Source organism: Comamonas humi (assembly GCF_054782535.1).
In genome coordinates this window covers 506,460-527,985 of record NZ_BAAGSH010000005.1, presented here as the reverse complement: position 1 = coordinate 527,985, position 21,526 = coordinate 506,460, and the positions used below count along the sequence as shown (strand labels likewise).

At 67.5% G+C, this 21,526-nt stretch carries 21 protein-coding genes; 8 read left to right on the top strand and 13 right to left on the bottom strand.

Going from position 1 to position 21,526, the window contains the following annotated elements; all coding sequences use genetic code 11:
• Window positions 1-162: 162 nt before the first annotated feature.
• Window positions 163-816: a flavin reductase family protein gene (locus tag ACYVKR_RS06730; RefSeq protein WP_460480028.1), complete on the bottom strand. Its 654-nt coding sequence runs from the start codon at window positions 814-816 to the stop codon at window positions 163-165.
• A 144-nt stretch (window positions 817-960) separates the two neighbouring features.
• Here ACYVKR_RS06730 and ACYVKR_RS06725 point away from each other — a divergent pair, with 144 nt between their 5' ends.
• A complete protein-coding gene (locus ACYVKR_RS06725) occupies window positions 961-1,995 on the top strand; it encodes an ABC transporter substrate-binding protein (protein ID WP_460480027.1) in 1,035 nt (344 codons plus the stop codon).
• Here ACYVKR_RS06725 and ACYVKR_RS06720 read toward each other — a convergent pair.
• Complete coding sequence (locus tag ACYVKR_RS06720) at window positions 1,992-2,456, bottom strand: molybdenum cofactor biosynthesis protein MoaE (RefSeq protein ID WP_460480026.1); 465 nt, start codon at window positions 2,454-2,456, stop codon at window positions 1,992-1,994. The two genes, ACYVKR_RS06725 and ACYVKR_RS06720, sit on opposite strands and share 4 nt — an antisense overlap.
• An 80-nt stretch (window positions 2,457-2,536) precedes the next feature.
• On the opposite strand from ACYVKR_RS06720, the gene ACYVKR_RS06715 reads away from it, so the two are divergent.
• The 3 genes from ACYVKR_RS06715 to dapA all read left to right on the top strand — a co-directional run bounded on the left by ACYVKR_RS06715 (window position 2,537) and on the right by dapA (window position 4,361).
• Window positions 2,537-2,788, top strand: a complete 252-nt coding sequence (locus ACYVKR_RS06715) for a hypothetical protein (protein ID WP_460480025.1) — start codon at window positions 2,537-2,539, stop codon at window positions 2,786-2,788.
• A gap of 67 nt (window positions 2,789-2,855) precedes the next feature.
• Window positions 2,856-3,176, top strand: coding sequence for a hypothetical protein (locus ACYVKR_RS06710; RefSeq protein WP_460480024.1), 321 nt, complete (start codon window positions 2,856-2,858; stop codon window positions 3,174-3,176).
• Between the two features lie 267 nt (window positions 3,177-3,443).
• A complete protein-coding gene (dapA, locus tag ACYVKR_RS06705) occupies window positions 3,444-4,361 on the top strand; it encodes a 4-hydroxy-tetrahydrodipicolinate synthase family protein (protein ID WP_460480023.1) in 918 nt (305 codons plus the stop codon).
• Here the strand turns inward: dapA and moaD are convergent.
• The 7 genes from moaD to ACYVKR_RS06670 form a co-directional block, all read right to left on the bottom strand.
• Window positions 4,348-4,605: a MoaD/ThiS family protein gene (gene moaD, locus ACYVKR_RS06700; RefSeq protein ID WP_460480022.1), complete on the bottom strand. Its 258-nt coding sequence runs from the start codon at window positions 4,603-4,605 to the stop codon at window positions 4,348-4,350. The genes dapA and moaD overlap by 14 nt on opposite strands.
• Window positions 4,602-5,834: a molybdopterin molybdotransferase MoeA gene (locus ACYVKR_RS06695; protein WP_460480021.1), complete on the bottom strand. Its 1,233-nt coding sequence runs from the start codon at window positions 5,832-5,834 to the stop codon at window positions 4,602-4,604. Before ACYVKR_RS06695 ends, moaD begins: the two co-directional genes overlap by 4 nt.
• Before the next feature lie 10 nt (window positions 5,835-5,844).
• Window positions 5,845-6,390: a molybdopterin-guanine dinucleotide biosynthesis protein B gene (mobB, locus tag ACYVKR_RS06690; protein ID WP_460480020.1), complete on the bottom strand. Its 546-nt coding sequence runs from the start codon at window positions 6,388-6,390 to the stop codon at window positions 5,845-5,847.
• Window positions 6,391-6,458: 68 nt separating this feature from the next.
• Window positions 6,459-7,886, bottom strand: a complete 1,428-nt coding sequence (gene thrC / locus ACYVKR_RS06685; RefSeq protein WP_460480019.1) for a threonine synthase — start codon at window positions 7,884-7,886, stop codon at window positions 6,459-6,461.
• 192 nt (window positions 7,887-8,078) lie between these two features.
• Window positions 8,079-9,374, bottom strand: a complete 1,296-nt coding sequence (locus tag ACYVKR_RS06680; RefSeq protein WP_460480018.1) for a hypothetical protein — start codon at window positions 9,372-9,374, stop codon at window positions 8,079-8,081.
• A gap of 8 nt (window positions 9,375-9,382) precedes the next feature.
• Entirely contained in the window at window positions 9,383-10,717 is a 1,335-nt protein-coding gene (locus ACYVKR_RS06675) for a homoserine dehydrogenase (protein WP_460480017.1), read from the bottom strand.
• 70 nt (window positions 10,718-10,787) lie between these two features.
• Window positions 10,788-12,023 carry a pyridoxal phosphate-dependent aminotransferase gene (locus ACYVKR_RS06670; protein WP_460480016.1) on the bottom strand — a complete coding sequence of 412 codons (1,236 nt, stop codon included), beginning with the start codon at window positions 12,021-12,023 and terminating at the stop codon, window positions 10,788-10,790.
• Window positions 12,024-12,136: 113 nt separating this feature from the next.
• Here ACYVKR_RS06670 and ACYVKR_RS06665 point away from each other — a divergent pair, with 113 nt between their 5' ends.
• From ACYVKR_RS06665 to ACYVKR_RS06655, 3 genes are all read left to right on the top strand, one after another.
• Window positions 12,137-12,514, top strand: a complete 378-nt coding sequence (locus ACYVKR_RS06665; protein WP_460480084.1) for an Mth938-like domain-containing protein — start codon at window positions 12,137-12,139, stop codon at window positions 12,512-12,514.
• A 151-nt stretch (window positions 12,515-12,665) separates the two neighbouring features.
• A complete protein-coding gene (locus ACYVKR_RS06660) occupies window positions 12,666-13,154 on the top strand; it encodes a peroxiredoxin (protein WP_460480015.1) in 489 nt (162 codons plus the stop codon).
• A gap of 272 nt (window positions 13,155-13,426) precedes the next feature.
• Complete coding sequence (locus ACYVKR_RS06655) at window positions 13,427-15,145, top strand: PhoH family protein (protein ID WP_460480014.1); 1,719 nt, start codon at window positions 13,427-13,429, stop codon at window positions 15,143-15,145.
• A gap of 75 nt (window positions 15,146-15,220) precedes the next feature.
• Here ACYVKR_RS06655 and ACYVKR_RS06650 read toward each other — a convergent pair whose 3' ends face one another.
• Together ACYVKR_RS06650 and amaB are read right to left on the bottom strand one after the other, a co-directional pair.
• A complete protein-coding gene (locus ACYVKR_RS06650; protein WP_460480013.1) occupies window positions 15,221-16,915 on the bottom strand; it encodes a thiamine pyrophosphate-binding protein in 1,695 nt (564 codons plus the stop codon).
• Window positions 16,916-16,930: 15 nt separating this feature from the next.
• On the bottom strand, window positions 16,931-18,463 hold the full coding sequence (gene amaB, locus ACYVKR_RS06645; RefSeq protein ID WP_460480012.1) for an aldehyde dehydrogenase family protein: 1,533 nt from the start codon (window positions 18,461-18,463) through the stop codon (window positions 16,931-16,933).
• Between the two features lie 139 nt (window positions 18,464-18,602).
• Between amaB and ACYVKR_RS06640 the strand changes: the two genes are divergently transcribed.
• Window positions 18,603-19,505 (top strand): LysR family transcriptional regulator, encoded by a 903-nt coding sequence (locus ACYVKR_RS06640; protein ID WP_460480011.1) that lies wholly within the window; start codon window positions 18,603-18,605, stop codon window positions 19,503-19,505.
• Window positions 19,506-19,585: 80 nt separating this feature from the next.
• Here the strand turns inward: ACYVKR_RS06640 and ACYVKR_RS06635 are convergent, their stop codons facing one another.
• Together ACYVKR_RS06635 and ACYVKR_RS06630 are read right to left on the bottom strand one after the other, a co-directional pair.
• Window positions 19,586-20,650 (bottom strand): porin, encoded by a 1,065-nt coding sequence (locus ACYVKR_RS06635; RefSeq protein WP_460480010.1) that lies wholly within the window; start codon window positions 20,648-20,650, stop codon window positions 19,586-19,588.
• A 129-nt stretch (window positions 20,651-20,779) separates the two neighbouring features.
• Window positions 20,780-21,508: a YczE/YyaS/YitT family protein gene (locus tag ACYVKR_RS06630; RefSeq protein ID WP_460480009.1), complete on the bottom strand. Its 729-nt coding sequence runs from the start codon at window positions 21,506-21,508 to the stop codon at window positions 20,780-20,782.
• Window positions 21,509-21,526: the final 18 nt, after the last annotated feature.

The following is a 21,526-nucleotide window of genomic DNA, read 5'->3' as shown; positions in this document are numbered from 1 at the left end:
TTGGGGAACCGCTGCCCATTGTCAGACCTTGTTGCAGTGAAGGTAAGCAATTAACTGCAACCTGTCTATTGTACCGTCTTTTGCTTTTGGGCCGAATTCTGGTACATGAACGCCCTGATGCCTGGTGCCCATGCGGATGCGCGCCAACGCGATGCAGGGTCCTCACATCTCATCGATGGCTGTGCTTGCACCACCGCTGCGCACGGCCGCCCGGCCTTCGTGCGCCTCGATGGCAAAGCGCTCGCGGCAGTTGACGTAGAAGCTCGCCCCGAAACGGCCCACGGGAAAGAACTCCTGCAGGCGCACGCGCCAGCGCTCGGTGTCCACCAGCCCCTCGCGCGCGGCCAGCCATTGCACACGGCCGATGAAGACGTAGCGGCTCTCGGTCTCCAGCGTCTCGTGCAGCACGCACTCGAAGGCCACCGGCGCCTGCACGATGCGCGGCGGCGCCACGCTCCGCGCTGGCACTGCCGCCAGCCCGGCGTAGTCCAGTTCGCTCCGGTCCACCGGCAGCCGGTCACCACAACGGTGCATGGCCGCGGCCATGGCCTCGTCGACGATGTGCACCACGAACTCGTGCGTGCGCAGGATGTGCGCCGCTGTGTCTTTCTGCGCACCCGCCTGCAGTTTGTTGACGCTGAGCATGACCACCGGCGGGTCCTCACCCATCATGTTGAACATGCTGAAGGGCGCCGCGTTCACCGTGCCATCCGCGCCCAGCGTGGTGACCAGCGCGATGGGGCGCGGCACGATCAGGCTGGCCATGAGCTTGTAGCGGGCATGGGTGTCCAACCCGGCGAAATCGATCTCGGTCATGTACGGGCGCCTCCTTTGCATGCGCCAGACAGCACGTTTGCAATTCGCGTGCCTGCGGCTTGCACCAGGAAGGTGCCCCCTGCCCCGCAGCCGTTGGCATCGCTCTTGCTTTGCCAGGGAGGTCACCCACTGTCCATCCCGACCATGAAAAAACGCCGCTTCCTGCAGTCTTCGCTGGCCCTGCTGGCCCTTCCGTCCACGCCCGCGGCGCGCGCCGCCGGCCAGCCACCCGTGCCGCTCAAGTTCCAGCTCGACTGGCGCTTCGAAGGGCCCGCCGCCTTCTTCGTGCATCCCGAGCAGAAGGGCTATTTCAAGGAAGCGGGGCTCAACGTCAGCGTCGAGGCTGCCAGCGGCGCCGGCGCCATCCAGCGCGTGGCCTCGGGCACGCACGACCTGGGCTTCGCCGATCTGGCGGCGCTCATGGAGTTCCACGCCAACAACCCCGACGCGCCCATCAAGCCCGTGGCCATCATGGTGATCTACAACACCACGCCCGCCTCCGTCATGGCGCTCAAAAAGTCGGGCATCACCAAGGCCGCCGACCTGACGGGCCGCAAGCTCGGCGCCCCCATCTTCGACGCGGGCCGCCGCAGCTTTCCCCTCTTTGCCCAGGCCAATGGCGTGGGCGATGTGCAGTGGTCCACCATGGACCCGCCGCTGCGCGAAACCATGCTGGCGCGCGGCGACCTCGATGCCGTCACCGGCTACACCTTCACCAGCCTGCTGAACCTGGAGGCACGCGGCATCCCGCGCGAGAACGTGGTGGTGCTGCCCTACGCCACGCATGGCGTGCAGCTCTATGGCAACGTCATCATCGCCAGCCCCCGGCTGATCGCCGAAAAGCCGGAGGCGGTGCGCGCCTTTCTGCGGGCCTTCGCCCGGGGCATGAAGGAGGCCGTGGCCCAACCCGAGGCCGCCATCGCCTCGATGAAGGCCAAGGACGGCCTGGTGAATGTGCCGCTCGAAGTCAAGCGCCTGAAGCTGACCATCGAAACCGCTGTGGACAGCGCCGGCGCCCGCGCCGAAGGCTTTGGCCGCCTGCGCCCCGAGCGGCTGCAGAAGATGGCCGAGCAGGTGGCCAAGGCCTACGCCACCAAAAACCCCATCCCGGCCGCGGCCGTGTGGAACGGCAGCTTTCTGCCTAGCGCTGCCGAGCTGGATCTGCTGCCGCGGGCCTAGCTCTGTTCCCAGCGCGCCAGCGCCTCGTCGTCGCAGACCCGGGCATCGACCCAGCGCGCGCCCTCGGGGGTCTGCTCCTTCTTCCAGAACGGCGCCTGGGTCTTGAGGTAGTCCATCAGGTATTCGCAGGCCAGGAAGCTCTGGCCGCGGTGCGCAGACGACACCGCCACCAGCACGATCTGCGCCTCGGGCGCGAGCAGGCCCACGCGGTGGATCACGCGAGCGCCGTAGATCTCGAAGCGCTCGCGCGCCTGCGCCACGATGCCGGCGATGGACTTCTCCGTCATGCCCGGGTAGTGCTCCAGCTCCATCGAGGCCACGGCGCTGCCGTCGTTGCGGTCGCGCACCGTGCCGACGAAGCAGCACACGGCGCCGATGCGCGCATCGCCCGCCCGCAGCGCCGCGAGTTCCTGGCTCACGTCGAAGTCGGCGGTCTGGATGGCGATATGGGAATGGAACATGGCAGGTCAAAAAAAGCGCTACAGGCCCTAGTATGAACCGGTCTGCGGCACACTATGCCGTTCTCCACCCGATTCCCACCATGGCCACCCAGACCTTCAGCGCCCACGGCTACCTGCTCTACCCCAACCCGCGCAACCGGCACCGCGAGGTGTTCGAGTTCCACCTCTTCGTGCCGCATCCCTACGCGATCATCGACATCCCCGCCATGGACCTGCAGGGCAAGACCAGCGTCTTCGCCGCCTGCCGCGAGTCGGACAAGAAGATGGGCCAGGTCGTGACCTTCGAGCTGGAAGCCGACATCGCCCGCTTCGAGAAGCGCTTCACACCGTGATTTGAATAAAATCAGCCTCCAGACAAATACCATCAAGCGCAAGCAGCTATATATTCAATAGCAATCCATGTCCTCCGATAGCCAGCTCTTCATCCCCGATTCCTTCATCGCGCTGTATGCTGAGCGCCACGGCCGCCTGCGCCTGCCGCTCGCCGAGCTGCAGGCCCGCTACGAGCTGTGCGAGGACCTGGCCAATGCGCTGGTCGAGCAGGCGCAGCTGCTGTACTTCCAGAGCGCGCCGTCCGAATCGGCCATCCTGCTCAGCATCCACCAGGGCCTGAGCGGCGCCGATTCGGGCGTTTCTGCCCCCGAGGCGCGCTGGGTGGTGCTGCGCCTGGCCGAGCTGCTGGACTGGAAATCCCCGGAATTACCCGCAAGCGGCGATTGAGCCCTTTTCGCTATACTGCCGCCCATGCTTGCGTCCGCCACCTTCTGCCAACACCCCTGCGCCATCCGCGCGGCGGCACCGGCATGCGCGGTGGCAGCCAAAGCCAAAAAATCCCAGCTCGTCTGACCGGAGCTGTGGTTCCGTCCAGATGAGCGACGGAACCCGGCAGCCGGCAAGCACAGACTTCCCCCCTCCTTTCTCGCAGCCCTGACTCCGCGCCCATCCGGATGGATTGGTCGGTCATCACTGCGTTCGAAAAGGAAAGCCATGTCTGTTGCGACTTCTGTCTCCCCCGATTTCTCCGGCCTGTGGATCCCGCTGGTCACCCCCTTCCACGCCGACGGCGGCATCGACCATGTGGCGCTGAAGGCGCTGGTGGCCCAACTGGCCGCCAGCGGCATTGCCGGCCTCGTGGTCTGCGGCTCGACCGGCGAGGCCGCTGCGCTGTCCGACGCCGAGCAGGACGAGGTGCTCGATGCCGTGCTGCAAGCCGTGGAGAGCACAGCACCCCGGCTGCGCGTGGCGATGGGGCTGTCGGGCTACCACCTGGGCCATGTGCTGGCGCGCGTGCGCGCCTTCGGCTCGCGCCCGCTGGCCGGGGTGCTGGTGGCGGCACCGCACTACATCCGCCCGTGCCAGCAGGGGCTGCTGCAGTGGTTCACGGCCATTGCCGAGGCCAGCGCCCACCCGCTGATCGTCTACGACATCCCGTACCGCACCGCCGCCACGCTGGAGCTGGCCACGCTGCGCCAACTGGCCGCGCACCCCAACATCCGCGCCCTCAAGGACTGCGGCGCCGACGCGGCCAAGACCCAGGCGCTGATCGCCGACGGCCAGCTGCAGGTGCTGGCCGGCGAGGACGCGCACATCCTCGCCACGCTGGCGCTGGGCGGCCATGGTGCCATCGCCGCCAGCGCGCACTGGCAGCCGCAGAGCTTCGTGCAGATGATGCGTTGTGTGGCCGAGGGCGACCTGCCCGGCGCCCGGCGCCTGTGGCAAGCGCTGCAGCCGGTGGCCGAGGCCTGCTTCGCCGAACCCAACCCGGCGCCGATCAAGGCGCTGCTGGCCGCTAGGGGCCAGATGCAGCCGCATTTGCGCGCACCGATGCAGGCCGCGAGCAGCAGCTGCGCCGCGCACATCGCCGCGCTGGCGGCGGCGCAGGAGTTGGAACTCAGCCGCCCGTGACCGGCGGGAAGAACGCGACCTCGGCGCCGTCGGCCAGGGCCGCGTCTTCGCTGCACATGGTCTGGTCCAGCGCCACACGCACAGCCTTGCCGCGCGCCAGCGCCGTGGCGTAGGCGCCGCCGCGGGCGATCAGCTCATCGCGCAGCGCACCCAGCGTGGCCGCCTGCGTGGCCAGCGGCTCGCTGCCGGTGCCCACGGCCTCGCGGATCGACGCGAAATAGCGCACGGTGATGCGTGTCGTCATACCAGCAGCTCCGCGAACGGGATGAAGCGCACCGTGTCGCCGCGGCGGATGGTGCCGCCGCCGGGGTTGTCGATCAGGCCATCGCCCCAGACCACCGAGGTCAGCACGCCGGAGCTCTGGTTCGGGTACAGGTCGAGCCCGTCGTTGGCGTTGCGGCGCACGCGCAGAAATTCCTGCCGCTTGTCGGGCCGCGCCCAGTCGAAGTCGGCGCGCATGGCCACGCGCGGCGGCTCCAGCTGCGACAGCCCCTGCAGCCGCAGCACGAAGGGCCGCACCAGCAGCAAGAAGGTGACGAAGCTCGACACCGGGTTGCCCGGCAGGCCGATGAAATGGGCCTGGCCCACGGTGCCGTAGGCAAAGGGCTTGCCCGGCTTGATGGCCAGCTGCCACAGGTGCAGCTGGCCCAGCAGCTGCACGGCGGGCTTGATGTGGTCTTCCTCGCCCACCGAGACGCCGCCGCTGGTCAGCACCAGGTCAAAACTCGCCCCCGCCTCGCGCAGCGCGGCCACGGTGGCCTCGCGCGAATCGGGCACGTTGCCCATGTCGTGCACCTCGCAGCCCAGGCGCACCAGCAGCGATCGCAGGAAGAAGCGGTTGCTGTTGTAGATGCTGCCGGGGCGCATGTCCTGCGGCGCGACCTCGCCCGGCATGATGAGTTCATCGCCGGTGGACAGCAGCGCCACGCGCGGCCGGCGCGCCACCAGCAGCTGGGCGCGGCCCACGCTGGCGGCCTGGCCCAGCTCGGCGGGCGTGAGGCGCGTGCCGGCGGCCAGGATCTCGGCGCCGCGGGTAATGTCCTCGCCCGCGCGGCGCACGTTCTGGCCAGCCGTGGGCACGGCGTTGAAGGCCACCGCGCCATCGGGCTGGGCCGCGGTGTCTTCCTGCATCACCACCGCATCGGCGCCGGGCGGAATGGGTGCGCCGGTGAAGATGCGCGCCACCGTGCCGGCGGCCAGCGGCTGGCCGTTGTCGCCGGCGGCGATGCGCTGGCTGACAGGCAGCGCGATGCCAGCCTGCGCGATGTCGGCGCTGCGCACGGCGTAGCCGTCCATGGCGCTGTTGTCCTGCGGCGGCACCTGCAGCTCGGCGCGGATGGACTCGGCCAGCACGCGGCCGTCGGCCTCGTGCGTCGGCACCAGCTCGGGCGCGGCCAGCGGCACGGCATAGGCCAGCAGCTCTTCCCAGGCCTGCTGCAGCGGCTTCAACGGAGGACGGGTGGGGTTCGACATGGGTTTCCTTTCAGGCGACATCGCCGGCGAAGACGCAGGGCGGTGTGTAGGCAAATGCGTCGGCCCGCGCCAGCAGCCAGTGCAGCACGGCCTGCGGGTCGTCGACGGGCAGCAGCGGCAGGCGGGTGGCCAGCGCCAGGTCCGTGACCACGGCCTGCACGCAGGCGTCGTGCGGGTACAGCGCCGGCCGGTCGTCGGAGAGTGCTGCACTGCGCCGGACCTCGAGCTTGGGCAGGTCGCTGTGCTTGAAGCCTTCGACCAGCACCCAGTCCGCCGAGGCGTCGAGCTGCGCGATCAGCTGGTGCACGTCGGGCTCGCGGGGCCGGGTGTTCTCGCGCATCAGCACGGTGCGCATGTCGGACGCGGCCAGCACCTCCAGCGCCCCGGCCTCGCGGTGGCGCCAGGTGTCCTTGCCGGGCGTGTCGACGTCGAAGCGGTGGTGCGTGTGCTTGATGACCGACACCCGCAGCCCCCGCTGGCACAGCAGCGGGATCAGCCGTTCGATCAGGGTGGTCTTGCCGCTGCCCGAATAGCCCGCAAAGCACACCACATGCATATCACGCTCCATTATTGATAGCTACCAGCGCTTTCTACATAAGCGCTGGAGCCATTTTTTATTTGAAATCAGTCGCAGTGCGCGGCGATGTACTGCTTGACCTGCTGCACATCGGCCGGCAGCACCTTGACGCGCTTGGGCAGCGACTCGATGCCGTCGAACTGCGCCGGGCGCTCGGGCGCGCGGCCCAGCGCCTCTTCGATGGTCTCGGCGAACTTGATGGGCAGCGCGGTCTCCAGCACGATCATCGGCACACCGGGCTGCAGCTGCTCGCGCGCCACCTTCACGCCATCGGCGGTGTGGGTGTCGATCATCTGGCCGAAGCGCTGGTACGTGTCCTTGATGGTGGCCAGGCGGTCGGCGTGCGTGCTCTTGCCGCTGGCAAAGCCGTAGCGCGCGGCGGCGTCCTGGAAGGCCGGGTCCTGGCTCAGGTCGAACACGCCCTGCCTGCCCACGCCGTTGGCGAACAGCTCGTTGGTGCGCGCGCCGTCGCGGCCCACCAGGTCGAACACGAAGCGCTCGAAATTGCTGGCCTTCGAGATGTCCATCGACGGGCTCGAGGTCTCGTAGGTATGGGCCGCGCCGCGCACGCGGTACACGCCGGTGCGGAAGAACTCGTCGAGCACGTCATTCTCATTGGTGGCCACGACCAGCTTGGCGATCGGCAGGCCCATCTGGCGCGCCACATGGCCGGCGCAGATGTTGCCGAAGTTGCCCGAGGGCACGGTGAAGCTGACCTGCTCGGCGTTCGCCTTGGTGGCCTGCAGGTAGCCGGCGAAGTAGTACACCACCTGGGCCAGCAGGCGCGCCCAGTTGATGGAGTTGACGGTGCCGATCTTGTACTTCGCCTTGAAGGCGTGGTCGTTGCTGACCGCCTTGACGATGTCCTGGCAGTCGTCGAACACGCCTTCGATGGCCAGGTTGTGGATGTTCTCGTCCTGCAGGCTGAACATCTGCGCCTGCTGGAAGGGGCTCATGCGGCCGTGCGGGCTGGTCATGAACACGCGCACGCCCTGCTTGCCGCGCATGGCGTATTCGGCAGCGCTGCCGGTGTCGCCGCTGGTGGCACCCAGGATGTTGAGCTGCTCGCCGCGGCGCTTGAGCTCGTATTCGAACAGGTTGCCCAGCAACTGCATGGCCATGTCCTTGAAGGCCAGCGTGGGGCCATTGGACAGAGCTTCGATCAGCAAGTTGCCTTCGAGCTGTCGCACCGGCACGATGGCGGCGGTGCCGAAGACTTCCTTCGTATAGGTCTTGGCGCAGATCGCGCGCAGGTCGTCAGCCGGAATATCGTCGATGTACAGCGACAGGATCTCGTACGCCAGCGCCGCATAGCCCTGGGTGGCCAACGTCTCGCGCAGCTGGGTCAGCCTGGCATCGTCGATGCGCGGGTATTGCTCGGGCAGGTACAGGCCGCCATCGGGCGCCAAGCCTTCGAGCAGGATGTCGCAGAAACGCTTGCGGTCTGCGTGACCGCGGGTGGACAGATACAGCATCAGGAACTCGTCAAAATCAGCATTCGGAGCGTGCGCCGCCGCTTCGAGACCTGCATTGCCATGCAAGCGGCCTCAGCCACCGTGCGCCCGGGTCGGCGGCATCAGCCATGCCGCCAAGCCTTCCATTATCGGTCACAGCGAGCGCCCCCTGCCATCGCATTTGCATTGCCGGGCCCGCGCACGGGCTGTTGGCTATCGGGCCGGGGGGAACAAATAGCGGGCAGCCTCGGGCTTGAGAATGGGCTTGAGCTTGCCAAACGGCAGGCTCACGCCGCTGCCAAGGCACACACTCCCGGCATGGCCTATGCCCGAGATCACGAAACCGAGCTTGCCCGGCGCTTCGAACCTCAGCGCCATGTAGTTGGGCAACAGGTCCGTGCATTCATGGTCATCCCGGGGTTTGGGCTGGCTGGCAACCGCCTTCCGGATGAAGCTCACCAGCTGGGGGCTGTATTCGCGGCCCTCCGGGCCATGGCGATAGCCCTTGAGCAGGCGCGAAAAATCCAGATAGCCGCCCCGCAGCAGATCCAGCGTGAACGGATCGAAATGGTTGTTGGGATGCGCCCCGCCACAGGAAGGGGAGCCGGACTCGGTCACGCTCATCAAGGTGGTGGACAGATAGCTGGGCTTGATTTGCTCGTGGTCGAAATAGCCCAGCGTCCCCGCCTCGGGGCCGGTACTCTCGTAGAGGGAGGACTTGCAGGCCAGCGCCTGCAAACTCATGGCCCAATGGCGCTGCTCCAGCAGGGCATTGGCCTGGGCGAGGATGCCTGCGTCGGGGTGGCGTGTCAGGCGCGGATACCAGAACCGGGTGCGCGTATCGCGCACGGGCCGCCAGGCCAGGTTGGAGGTCACCACCACCTCCCTGCCCTGCTCCAGCGGGCGGGCCACGCGCAGGTAGTCGTAAGGCGTGGCCTGCATGCTGATGGCGACGCCTTCCGCAATTCCGCTGCCTGCGCCTTGCACAATGGCCTGGGTCACCGCTTCCACGCCTCGCGGTGCGATCTTCTCGGGGTCGTATTGCGCAACGCGTCCAAGGCTGAATGGCAGCCTGCCGCCGCGGATACCGTCCTCCCACTCGCCCGCCAGCGCATCGCCTTGCAGGCGGGCGTGCCAGATGACCTGCCGCTGCGCGGCGTCCTGGAACAACGGCGCATCCGGTGCGCCGGCCTCCCGCTTTTGCAGCAGCTCGCCGGTCAAGGGCTGGGCTTCGGCCAGCTGGTCCAGGCGACCCCGGAGCGGAATGTCCACGCCGTGGCGCAGGTAGAAATAACGCCCTGTGCGCGTGCCGTCCGCCTGGGGCGCGCCCAACTCCATCACCACCTCGGCCTGGCCCAGGGTGCCGCGGTAGACCTCGACGGGCGCGGCCCCTGCAAGGCTTGAGGCGCCCATGAAAAAGGCTAGCGCCACGGGGCGCCAGCCTTTGGAAAGGTGAGTGCGCGCATCGCACCGCACAGGAATGGCTCCGGGTCGGGTGCGATGGCGCATGGGCCTGGTCAGTTCAGGCCTTCCTTGCGGATGCGGGTGATCGGCGCCAGCACCGACGGCAGGCCCTGGATCTGCGCCAGCGCGGCGTCCATGTCGCCCTCGCGGGTGTCGTGCGTGAGGATGATCAGGTCGGTCTGGGTCGAGCCTTCGCCACCCACCTCATCGGCCTCGCGCTGCAGCAGCGCGTCGATGCTGATGCCGGCATCGGCCAGGATGCCGGTGACCTTGGCCAGCACGCCGGCCTCGTCGGCCACGCGCAGGCGCAGGTAGTAGCTGGTGATGACTTCGGACATCGGCAGGATGGGCAGCTCGCCCGCGGCCTCGGCCAGCGAGCTGGACTGGAAGGCCAGCGCCGGCACGTGGTGCGCCTCGTCGGCACCCTGCAGGCGGGCGATGTCGACCAGGTCGGCGATCACCGCGCTGGCCGTGGGCTCGGAGCCCGCGCCCTTGCCGTAGTACAGCGTGGTGCCCACGGCGTCGCCGTGCACGACCACGGCGTTCATCGCGCCTTCCACGTTGGCGATCAGGCGCTTGGCCGGCACCAGCGAGGGGTGCACGCGCAGCTCGATGCCCTTGTCGCCGCGCTTGGCAATGCCCAGCAGCTTGATGCGGTAGCCCAGTTGCTCGGCATAGCGGATGTCGGACGCCGACAGGCGGGTGATGCCTTCCACATAGGCCTTGTCGAACTGCACCGGGATGCCGAAGGCGATGGCGCTGATCAGCGTGGCCTTGTGCGCGGCGTCCACGCCCTCGATGTCGAAGGTCGGATCGGCCTCGGCATAGCCCAGGCGCTGCGCCTCCTTGAGCACCACGTCGAAGTCCAGGCCCTTGTCGCGCATCTCGGACAGGATGAAGTTCGTCGTGCCGTTGATGATGCCCGCCACCCACTGGATGCGGTTGGCCGTCAGGCCTTCGCGCAGCGCCTTGATGATCGGGATGCCGCCGGCCACGGCCGCCTCGTAGGCCACGATCACGCCCTTGGCGGCGGCGGCCTTGAAGATCTCGGTGCCATGCACGGCCAGCAGTGCCTTGTTGGCGGTCACCACGTGCTTGCCGGCGGCAATCGCCTCCAGCACCAGCTGCTTGGCGATGCCGTAGCCGCCGATCAGCTCGATCACCACGTCGATGTCGGGGTTGGCGATCACGGCGCGTGCGTCGTTCACCACCTTCACCGAATCGCCCACCACGGCACGGGCGCGGGCCTCGTCCAGGTCGGCCACCATGGTGATTTCGATGTCGCGGCCTGCGCGGCGACGGATTTCGTCGTGGTTGCGGCGCAGCACGCTGAACACGCCGCTGCCTACCGTACCGATGCCCAACAGGCCGACTTGGATGGATTTCATATCAGATTACCAGTCAAACAAGGCTTCAGCGCCCTGTCCATGAGCGCCATCAGCTATTAAAAAATGAGTATCAGGCGGCCGCCTTGCCGTGGCGCAGCCGGTAGCTGGCCAGGAAGCCCGCGAGGCGGTTGATGGCCTCGCGCAGGTCGTCCTCGTGCGGCAGGAAGACGATGCGGAAATGCTGGTTGTCCGGGTAGTTGAAGCCCGAGCCCTGCACCAGCATCACGCGCGTAGCGCGCAGCACTTCCATGAAGAACTGGCGGTCGTCCGCGATCGGGTACATCTCCGGGTCCAGCCGCGGGAACATGTACAGCGCCGCCTGCGGCTTGACGCAGGTGACGCCGGGAATCTTCGTGATCAGCTCATAGGCCAGGTCGCGCTGGCGGCGCAGGCGCCCGCCTTCCTTGATGAGGTCGTTGATGCTCTGGTAGCCGCCCAGCGCGGTCTGGATGGCCCACTGGCCCGGCACGTTGGAGCCGAGCTTGAGGTTGGCCAGCATGTTCAGGCCCTCGATGTAGTCGCGGGCGCGCGGCTTATCGCCCGACACCACCATCCAGCCGGCGCGGAAGCCGCAGGAGCGGTAGGCCTTGGACAGCGAGTTGAAGGTGAGCGTGAGCACATCGGTGGACAGCGAGGCCATCGCCGTGTGCTTGACGCCTTCGTACAGCACCTTGTCGTAGACCTCGTCCACCAGCAGCACCAGGTCGTGCTCGCGCGCCAGTTGCACGATGCCGCGCAGCAGCTCGTTGCTATAGAGCGCACCGGTGGGGTTGTTGGGGTTGATCACCACGATGCCGCGCGTGCGCGGCGTGATCTTGGCGCGCATGTCGGCCAGGTCGGGCATCCAGCCGTTGGCCTCGTCGCATACATAGTGCACCGGCACACCGCCCGACAGGCTGGTGGCCGCCGTCCACAGCGGGTAGTCCGGCGAGGGCAGCAGCAGCTCGTCGCCGTCGTTGAGCAGCGCGTTGGTGGCCATCACGATCAGCTCGCTGGCGCCGTTGCCGAGGTAAATGTCTTCCAGCGTCACGCCGGCGATGCCCTGCTGCTGCGTGTAGTGCATCACGGCCTTGCGCGCCGCGAAGATGCCCTTGCTGTCCGAATAGCCGGCGGAATCGGGCAGATTGCGCGCCATGTCCTGCACCACCTCTTCCGGCGGATCGAAGCCGAAGGGGGCCATGTTGCCGATGTTCAGCTTGATGATCTTCTGGCCCTCGTCCTCCATCTGCTTGGCCGCATCCACGATAGGACCCCGGACATCGTAGAGAACGTTGCTCAGCTTGGCTGACTTGTGGATCGACTTCATGGCAAAGACCAGTGCTTGAAAGGGGTGAAACCTATAATTTGACCACAGTTCCCGCGCAGACCCATGAAAGCGCCCACATTCGCTGTCACGCGCCCTCCTTTGCCGCCATTTACATGAAGTTTCAACCTGACAAATCCGACACCAAGACCATCACCGCCTATGGGCCAGGCTGGATCGCCGTCGACCAGGAAAAGCTCACGCACAGCATCGTGCTGAGTTCGCTGGGCGAGCTGCGCGACTGGCATTGCAGCCGCTTCGAGGATCTGGGGGCCGAGCATTTCGCGCAGCTGGCCGATTTCGGGGTGGAAACCATCATTTTCGGCAGCGGCCAGCGGCTGCGCTTTCCGCCGCCGGCCTGGCTCGCGCCACTGATGGGAAAGCGCCTGGGCGTGGAGACCATGGACACACAGGCTGCGTGCCGAACCTACAACATTCTGGCTGGAGAAGGCCGCAAGGTGCTGCTCGCGGCGGTGCTGGAAGCGGCCGTATAACCCCTTTGCCATAGTTTTGGCATATCAGGGGTTAGATAAATATCGCGTTTCGCGCTAAAATAGCGGTCTGCGGTCGAAGGCCCTCACAACAATAACATATTCCCCGTCTCCTTCGGCCTGTTCACGACTATTCTGGAGCAAATGAAGCGCTATGGCAGTTGTTGTCAACAAATCCCTCCCCGAATTTGAGGCTCAGGCGACTGGAGGCGTGAAAGTCTCCAACACCTCTCACCAGGGGCAAATCGTGGTGCTCTACTTCTACCCGAAGGACAACACCCCCGGCTGCACCACCGAAGCCATGCAGTTCCGCGACCAGTACGCCGACTTCGTCAAGGCCGGCGCTGCCGTGTTCGGCGTCTCGCGCGACAACATGAAGTCGCACGACGACTTCAAGACCAAGCTCGAGCTGCCCTTCGAGCTGATCGCCGACACCGAGGAGAAGATGTGCCACATGTTCGGCGTGGTCAAGAACAAGATCATGTACGGCAAGAAGGTCAAGGGCATCGAGCGCAGCACCTTCCTGATCAGCCCCGAAGGCATTCTGGTGCAGGAATGGCGCGGCCTCAAGGTGCCCGGCCACGTGGAAGAAGTGCTCAAGGCCGTCAAGTCGATGAAGGCCGCCCAGAAGAAGGCGGCTTAAACGCCTACTCCCACCTGTTCCGCGGCCTGTCCCGGCCCCGGCAAAGCGCGCTTCGGCGCGCTTTTGTTTTGGTGACCGATGTATGGCAATCCAATGACATTCCGGCGACCTGGAGTGTGCATAATGAAACCATGCGATTGAGCGCGGCGAGCACGTGTTTCCCACCCGAACCAAGGCTATCTTGCGAGCAGGATAGCCTTTTGTCTTGGGGGGTACCCGCGCCGCCCCGGATCGACCCGATGTATTCCCTACCGAAGTAAAGGCCCCGATTCATGCCCTTGCCTCCCGCCCCCACCAAGCGCGCCGCCCGCCTCTCGCCTTCCGGCTACGACAAGGCCGCTGCCAAGGCCAAGGCATCCAACCTGGCCAAAATGCCGGAAGCCGACGACGAGGACCTGGCCGACGTACAGCCGGCAGCAGTCAGCGCGATGGCCGCACCTGCGCCTGCTCATGTACCCGTGGCCAGCAAGCCCGCACCGAAGCCCGCCGCGCCCAAGGGCAACGCCCGCCAGCGCGGCAAGCCCGTCGCCATTGCCCCGTCGCAGCTCGTGCCGGCTGCCGCGCCCGCCAAGGCGCCGAAGACCGTCGGCCATTCCACCGTGCCCAAGCTGTTCGTGCTGGACACCAATGTGCTGCTGCACGACCCGACCAGCCTGTTCCGATTCGAGGAACACGACATCTACCTGCCGATGATCGTGCTCGAGGAGCTGGACGCCCACAAGAAGGGCATGACCGAAGTGGCCCGCAACGGCCGCCAGGCCAGCCGCACGCTGGACGCGCTGGTCGCCACGCAGGACTCGGGGGCGCTGGACCAGGGCATCCGCCTGGATGCCACCGGCCAGCGCGGCGCCGCCGGGCACCTGTTCTTCCAGACCGAGCCGCTGAGCTACGAGCTGCCGGGCAGCCTGCCGCAGGGCAAGGCCGACAACCAGATCCTCGGCGTGGTCGATGCGCTGCGCACGCGCTACCCGACCCGCCAGGTGGTGCTGGTGTCCAAGGACATCAACATGCGCGTCAAGGCGCGCGCGCTGGGCCTGGAGGCCGAGGACTACCAGAACGACAAGACGCTGGAAGACGGCGACATGCTGTATGGCGGCATGCTCGCGCTGCCGCCGGACTTCTGGAGCAAGGTCGGCAAGAAGGTGGAGAGCTGGCAGTCCGGCCCCGCCACGCGCTACCGGATCAGCGGCCCATTCACGCAAGAGCTGCACATCAACCAGTTCGTCTACTACGAGGCGCCGGGCGAGAACAGCCTGTACGCCCGCGTGATCGAGATCCGCGACAAGACCGCGGTGCTGGAGACGCTGAAGGACTATGGCCACCAGAAGAACAACGTCTGGGGCGTGACGTCGCGCAACCGCGAGCAGAACTTCGCGCTCAACCTGCTGATGGACCCGGACGTGGACTTCGTCACGCTGGCCGGCACGGCCGGCACCGGCAAGACCCTGATGGCGCTGGCCGCCGGCCTGACCCAGGTGCTGGACGAGCGCCGCTACACCGAGATCATCATGACCCGCGCCACCGTGAGCGTGGGCGAGGACATCGGCTTCCTGCCCGGCACCGAGGAAGAGAAGATGGGCCCGTGGATGGGCGCGCTGGACGACAACCTTGAATTTTTGGCCAAGGGCGACGGCGGCAACGCCGGCGAATGGGGCCGCGCCGCGACCAACGAGCTGATCCGCAGCCGCATCAAGATCAAGAGCATGAACTTCATGCGCGGCCGCACCTTCCTGAACAAGTACGTCATCATCGACGAGGCGCAGAACCTGACGCCCAAGCAGATGAAGACCTTGATCACCCGCGCCGGCCCGGGCTCCAAGATCATCTGCATGGGCAACCTGGCGCAGATCGACACGCCCTACCTGACCGAGGGCTCGTCGGGCCTGACCTATGTGGTGGACCGCTTCAAGGGCTGGCCGCACAGCGGCCACGTCACGCTGGCGCGCGGCGAACGCTCGCGCCTGGCGGACTTCGCCAGCGAAGTGCTGTAAAACCAGAACTCCTAAAACCATAGCTGCCAGCGCTTGCTACACAAGCACTGGCAGCTATTTTTTATTGAAATCTGGTTAAACGCCCGTGCCGCGGATCTGGTCCAGGCTGCGCGAAGGCGTGATGGCCTGCGGATCGAGCTTGCAGTGCAGCAGCACCGGCAGGCGGTGCTCGGCGGCCCAGGTGCGCAGCTCGGCCAGCGCGGGGGCGAAGTCGGCGGTCTTTTCCACCAGCGCGCCCTTGCCGCCGAAGGCGTGGGCGTAGGCCACGAAGTCGGGGTTGTGCAGCTCGGTGCCGCTGACGCGGTTGGGGTAGTCGCGCTCCTGGTGCATGCGGATGGTGCCGTACATGCCGTTGTCGATCAGCACCACGATCACCGGCAGCCGGTACTGCACGGCGGTGGCGAACTCCTGGCCGTGCATCAGGAAATCGCCGTCGCCGGCGAAGCAGACGAAGGTCTGCTCGGGCCGCAGGCGCTGGCCGCCCACCGCCGCCGGAAAGCCGTAGCCCATGCTGCCGCTGGTGGGCGCAAGTTGCGTGCCGTAGTGGGTGAAGGGCCAGAAGCGGTGCACCCAGGTGGCGAAGTTGCCCGCGCCGTTGCAGAACACCGCATCCGCCGGCAGCACCTCGCGCAGGTGCTGCATCACGGCGCCCATCTGCAGCTCGCCGGGCACGCAGATCGGCGCCGGGTCGCTCCAGGCCAGGTAGGCATCATGCGCGGCCTTCACTGCGGCTTGGCGAGCAGCGGATGCAGCCGGCGCATCTGCCTGCACCAGCGCGGCGCAGAAGGCATCGGGTGCGGCCACCACGGCCAGCTCGGCCTGGTAGACGCGGCCCAGCTCGTCGGGATCGGGATGCACGTGGATCAACGGCTGCTTCGGCGTGGGAATGTCCAGCAGCGTGTAGCCCTGCGACGGCACCTCGGACATGCGCCCGCCCAGCAGCAGCACCAGGTCGGCATCGCGGATGCGCTCTACCAGCTTGGGGTTGATGCCCAGACCCACGTCGCCCGCATAGCAGGGGTGGTCGGCCGGGAACAGCATCTGCCGGCGGAACGAGCAGGCCACCGGCACGGCCAGGCGCTCGGCAAAGGCCGCCAGGTCGGCGTGCGCCTGCGCGCTCCAGCGCGAGCCGCCGGCGATGATGATGGGCCGCTCGGCGGCGGCCAGGCGCGCCACCACCTGCTGCACGTCGGCGGGCGCCGGCGCGGCGCTGGCCGGCTGGTACGGTCGCGCGTCGGCCACCGTGGAGGTCTCGCGCAGCATGTCCTCGGGCAGCGCGATCACCACCGGGCCGGGGCGGCCGCTGGTGGCCACTGAGAAGGCGCGGGCGATGGTCTCGGGCACGCGGTGCACGTCGTCGATCTCGGTCGCCCACTTGACCATGGGGCCGAAGACGGCGCGGTAGTTCAGCTCCTGGAAGGCCTCGCGGTCGCGCGCGGCGCGCTCGATCTGGCCCACGAAGAGGATCATCGGCGTCGAGTCCTGCATCGCGATGTGCAGGCCCGCCGAGGCATTCGTCGCGCCCGGCCCGCGCGTGACGAAGCAGATGCCGGGCCGGCCCGTGAGCTTGCCCTGGGCCTCGGCCATCATGCTGGCGCCGCCCTCCTGGCGGCAGATCGTCACCTCGATGGGGGCGTCGTGCAGCGCATCGAGCACCGCCAGGAAGCTCTCGCCCGGCACGGTGAAGAGCTGCTGCACGCCGTGCACGCGCAGCTGGTCCACCACCAGCTGGCCGCCGGTGCGCGCCGATTTGTTCGCGGATTCCGTCATCGCCTTGTCTCCCTGTCAAACGTCGAAGCGCACGCCCTGCGCCAGCGGCAGCGCGCCGCTGTAGTTGATGGTGTTGGTCGCGCGGCGCATGTAGCCCTTCCAGGCGTCGGAGCCGGACTCGCGGCCGCCGCCGGTCTCCTTCTCGCCGCCGAAGGCGCCGCCGATCTCCGCGCCCGAGGTGCCGATGTTGACATTGGCGATGCCGCAGTCGCTTCCCGCAGGCGACATGAAGCGCTCCGCATCGGCCAGGCTGGCGGTGAAGATGGCCGACGACAGGCCCTGCGGCACGGCGTTCTGCAGGGCGATGGCCTCGTCGGTGTCGCCCTCGTAGCGCAGCACATAGAGGATGGGCGCGAAGGTCTCGTGCTGCACCACCGCCGACTGCGCCGGCATGCGCACCAGCGCCGGGCGCACGTACCAGGCATCGGTGCCCAGGTCCTCCCGCACGCGCTCGCCGCCCAGCACCTGGCCTCCCTGGTCGCGGGCCTGGGCCAGCGCCTGCTGCATGGCGTCGAAGGCAGCGCGGTCGATCAGCGGGCCGACCAGGGTGCCATCGGCCAGCGGATCGCCGATGGCGATGCTCTGGTAGATCTTTTCCAGCCGGGCGAGCAGCGCATCGGCCACCGAGGCATGCACGATCAGCCGGCGCAGCGTGGTGCAGCGCTGGCCCGCCGTGCCCACCGCGGCGAAGGTGATGGCGCGCGCGGCCAGCTCCAGGTCGGCCGAGGGCGTGACGACCATCGCGTTGTTGCCGCCCAGCTCCAGGATGGAGCGGCCGAAGCGCTCGGCCACCTGGACGGCCACCTGCCGCCCCATGCGGGTCGAGCCCGTGGCGCTGACCACGGCCACCTGCGGGCTGGAGGCCAGCGCCTCGCCCACGTCGCGCCCGCCTATCAGCAGCTGGCTCAGGCCCTCGGGCACGGCGCCGGGTTTCTCGGCATTGAAGGCCGCGATGGTCTGCTGCAGCAGGTGCTGGCAGGCGATGGCGGTGAGCGGCGTCTTCTCGGACGGCTTCCAGACGATGGCATTGCCGCAGACCAGCGCCAGCGCCGCATTCCACGACCAGACCGCTACCGGGAAATTGAAGGCCGAGATGATGCCCACCACGCCCATGGGATGCCAAGTCTCCATCATGCGGTGGCCGGGGCGCTCGCTGGCGATCGTCAGCCCGTGCAGCTGGCGCGACAGGCCGACGGCGAAGTCGCAGATGTCGATCATCTCCTGCACCTCGCCCAGGCCCTCGGAGCTGATCTTGCCGGCCTCCAGCGACACCAGCTCGCCTAAAGCGGCCTTGTGGCGGCGCAGCTGCTCGCCCAGGCGGCGCACCAGTTCGCCGCGCACCGGCGCCGGCACGTTGCGCCAGGCCAGGTACGCCCGGTGCGCGGCACCGATCGCGGCCTGTGCCTCGTCGGCCGTGTGTGCGCGCACGCCGGCCAGCGCCGCGCCATCGCGCGGCGCGCGGCTGGTCCAGTCCGGTCCTGCGTGGGCCTGGAGGTCCAGGCCAAGCGCCTTCTGTATCTGCTGCAAACGGGTACGGGAATCCGACATTGCTCTTTCCTCTGAACGACTGAAGCCGCATGCCCCGGCATGCGTACACTGGGCAAACATGCTATGCGATGGAACAGCAACCGCAAAATGCCAAGATTGCGCAATATGGTGATTTTTCCGAACATCCCCGTGGCGGCCGATGCGTAACGCCATTCCCGGTATCGGCCTGCTGCAGGCCTTCGAGGCCTCGGCGCGGCACGGCAGCTTCTCGCGCGCGGCCGACGAGCTGGCGCTCACCGCCAGCGCGGTGAGCCGCCATGTGGCGGCGCTGGAAGAGCGCCTGGGCGTGCCGCTGTTCGTGCGCCACAAGCGCCGCGTGCTGCTGACCGACGCCGGCCGGCGCTATGCCCAGCGCGTGCGCCAGCACCTGAACGGCCTGGAGCGCGACACGCAGGAGATCGCCAACAGCCGCAGCCAGGGCTATGCGCTGCACCTGGCCGTGGTCTCCAGCTTTGCCACGCAGTGGCTGATCCCGCGCCTGCCGCGCTTTGCCGAGCGCCACCCCGACATCCAGGTGCACCTGTCGGTGCGCTCCGACCCGTTCGCGCTGGAGCAGAGCCAGTTCGACGCCGCCATCTTCTCTGGCGACCGGCTCTGGCCCCACACCCGGGGCCGGCGCATCGCGCAGGACGGCGAATGCATCCCCGTGTGCAGCGCCGCCTTTGCCGAACTGCACGACCTCGGCGACGAGGCCGCCTGGAGCCAGCTGACCCACATCGGCTTGCAGAGCCGCCCCGACGCCTGGCGCGACTGGTACGCGCTGGCCGGCTGGGGCTATTCGGTGCCGGCCTCGCGCGGGCCGAAGTACGAACTGTTCTCGATGGTCATCGCCGCCGCGGCCGCCGGCCTGGGCCTGGGGCTGGTGCCGCAGGCGCTGGTGCAGAACGCGCTGGATGCCGGCCAGGTGGTGCGCGCCCACCGCCAGACCCTGCCCGGCACGCAGAGCTACTGGTTCGCCTACCCGCAGCACGGCGAGCCCTCGCAGGCGCTGCAGGCCTTCGAGGCCTGGATAGCCGAGCAAGGCCCCAGCGCGGCAGAATAGGCATAAAAAAAGCGTGTAGCCCTTGCACAGCAAGCGCCACACGCTATCAATTTCACTCCACTCGCAATCCTTGCCGCTGCTCAGAAGCGGTGCCGTACCCCCACCGCGAACGAGGTGCCGCGGTTGTAGCCGGTGATCTTGTCGCCCATGGCCACCGCGTACAGGTCGGTGCGCTTGGAGAGGTGGTGGTCGTAGCCCAGCGACAGCGTGCCGCGCTTGAGGCCGGCGATCGCCACGCCGGCCGAGCCCGTCCAGCGGGTGTTGGCGTAGGCCGCCAGCAGCTTGCCCTGCCCCAGCTCGTAGTCGGCGCTCAGGCTCCAGGTCTTGCTCTTGGCGTTGCCGGGGGCGCCGGCGTAATTGTCGTTCTTGGTCTGCTCGTAGTTGGCGTACAGGTTCACCGGGCCGAAGCCGGCCTTGCCCGACAGCATCCACGCATCCTGCTGCGAGAAGCCGAGCTTGACCTGGCCGATGGTGCCGGGCAGCGGGTTGTCCATGCGCACCCGGTGCACGAAGCCGCCGAGGCCGAAGCGGCCGTTGAAGTACAAAAAGCTCGCGCCCATGTTGCGCTTGCCGCTGTCGCCCGGCACCTCGCCGAACTGGTAGTGCAGGTTCGCCGTGAGGCCGCCGAAACTGGGCGTGGTGTAGCGGATCTGGTTGCTCCAGCCGGTGTCGGCGGCATTGGCCGAATCCCAGCCGGTGCCGTTGTACAGCGGCACGTCGCCGTGCAGGATGATGGGCGAGAAGGTGAACGAGTCGCCGAAGGCATTGAACAGCGCGGTGGGCAGGAAGTTCGGCGCGCCGTCGCGGCCCAGGTGCACGGTGCCGAAATCGCCCGCCAGGCCCACGAAGGCATTGCGGCTGAAGAAGCTCTCGTTGCCATTGAAGCGCCCCGGCGTGCCGCTGTCGGCGCGGAAATAGCCGCCGAGCTTGAACTCGGCCTTGAGGCCGCCGCCCAGGTCCTCCTTGCCTTCCATGCCCCACCATGACGTGCTCATGCCGCCCGAGTTGACGACGGCCGCGCGCTGGCTGCCCGAGGCCTGCATCGAGCCGGCGTAGGCATCGACCAGGCCGGACAACGTGACGTTCTGCGCCCAGGCGCCGCTGGCGCAAGCCGTGGCCGCAAGCATGGCGATTGTCTTTTTCATGATTCGCATCCCCGTGTGGTGTTTGGTGTTTGTGTTCGGTATGTTTGCTGGCAAAAACGGGCAAAGCCCTGCCGCAGGCGCGGCGGCATGCGCGCCGCGCCTTGGGTTTTCAGAGTGAGAAGGAAGGCCTTACTTGGCGGAGCTGCCCGCGATGTGCGGCGTGGCCGCGTCCTCGGACACCTGGGGCGCCTTGGCCGCCGTCAGCTTGCGGAACAGGAAGAAGTAGAGCCGGATGTACTGGCCCACGAGGATGGCGTTGATGATCGTGCCCTCGCGGATGAACTTGGGCTCGCCCAGGCAGATGAGGCCGATCAGCGCCGAGATCACCAGCAGCGTGCAGTCGAAGCCGGTCTTGAGGTTGCCCCACTTCCAGCCCGTGCGCTTGAAGATGGTGTTGACGAACATGTCGATGGGCATGAGCACCAGGTTGGCGCGGATCATCAGGAACAGGCCGAAGGCGAGCAGCGCGTCGGCAAAGGCCAGCAGCGCGAACCTGGCGCCGTAGTCCGTCAGCACCAGGGACTTGGTGAGCATCAGGTTCAGGTCGAGGAAGGCCGCCAGCGCGAAGGCCGGGATCAGCGCGGCGAAGTTCTTCAGCTTGAAGTCCTTGGGCAGCACCAGGTAGGTCAGCAGCAGCATGAACAACTCCAGGATGAAGTTGTAGGTGCCCTGGCTCAGCGGCGGGAACACCAGGGTCATGGTGCGCGTGAGGCTGCTCTGCGGCGAGATGCCTATGCCCGCGCGGATGGCCAGGCTCACGCCCAGCGTCAGGATGTAGATGCCGGCGCCGTAGGTGATCCAGCGCCGCTGCAGGCTGCCGGTGTCGACGATGCCTGCGTCCGTCTCGTGGTGAATCATGCTTGTCTCCTTGGATTC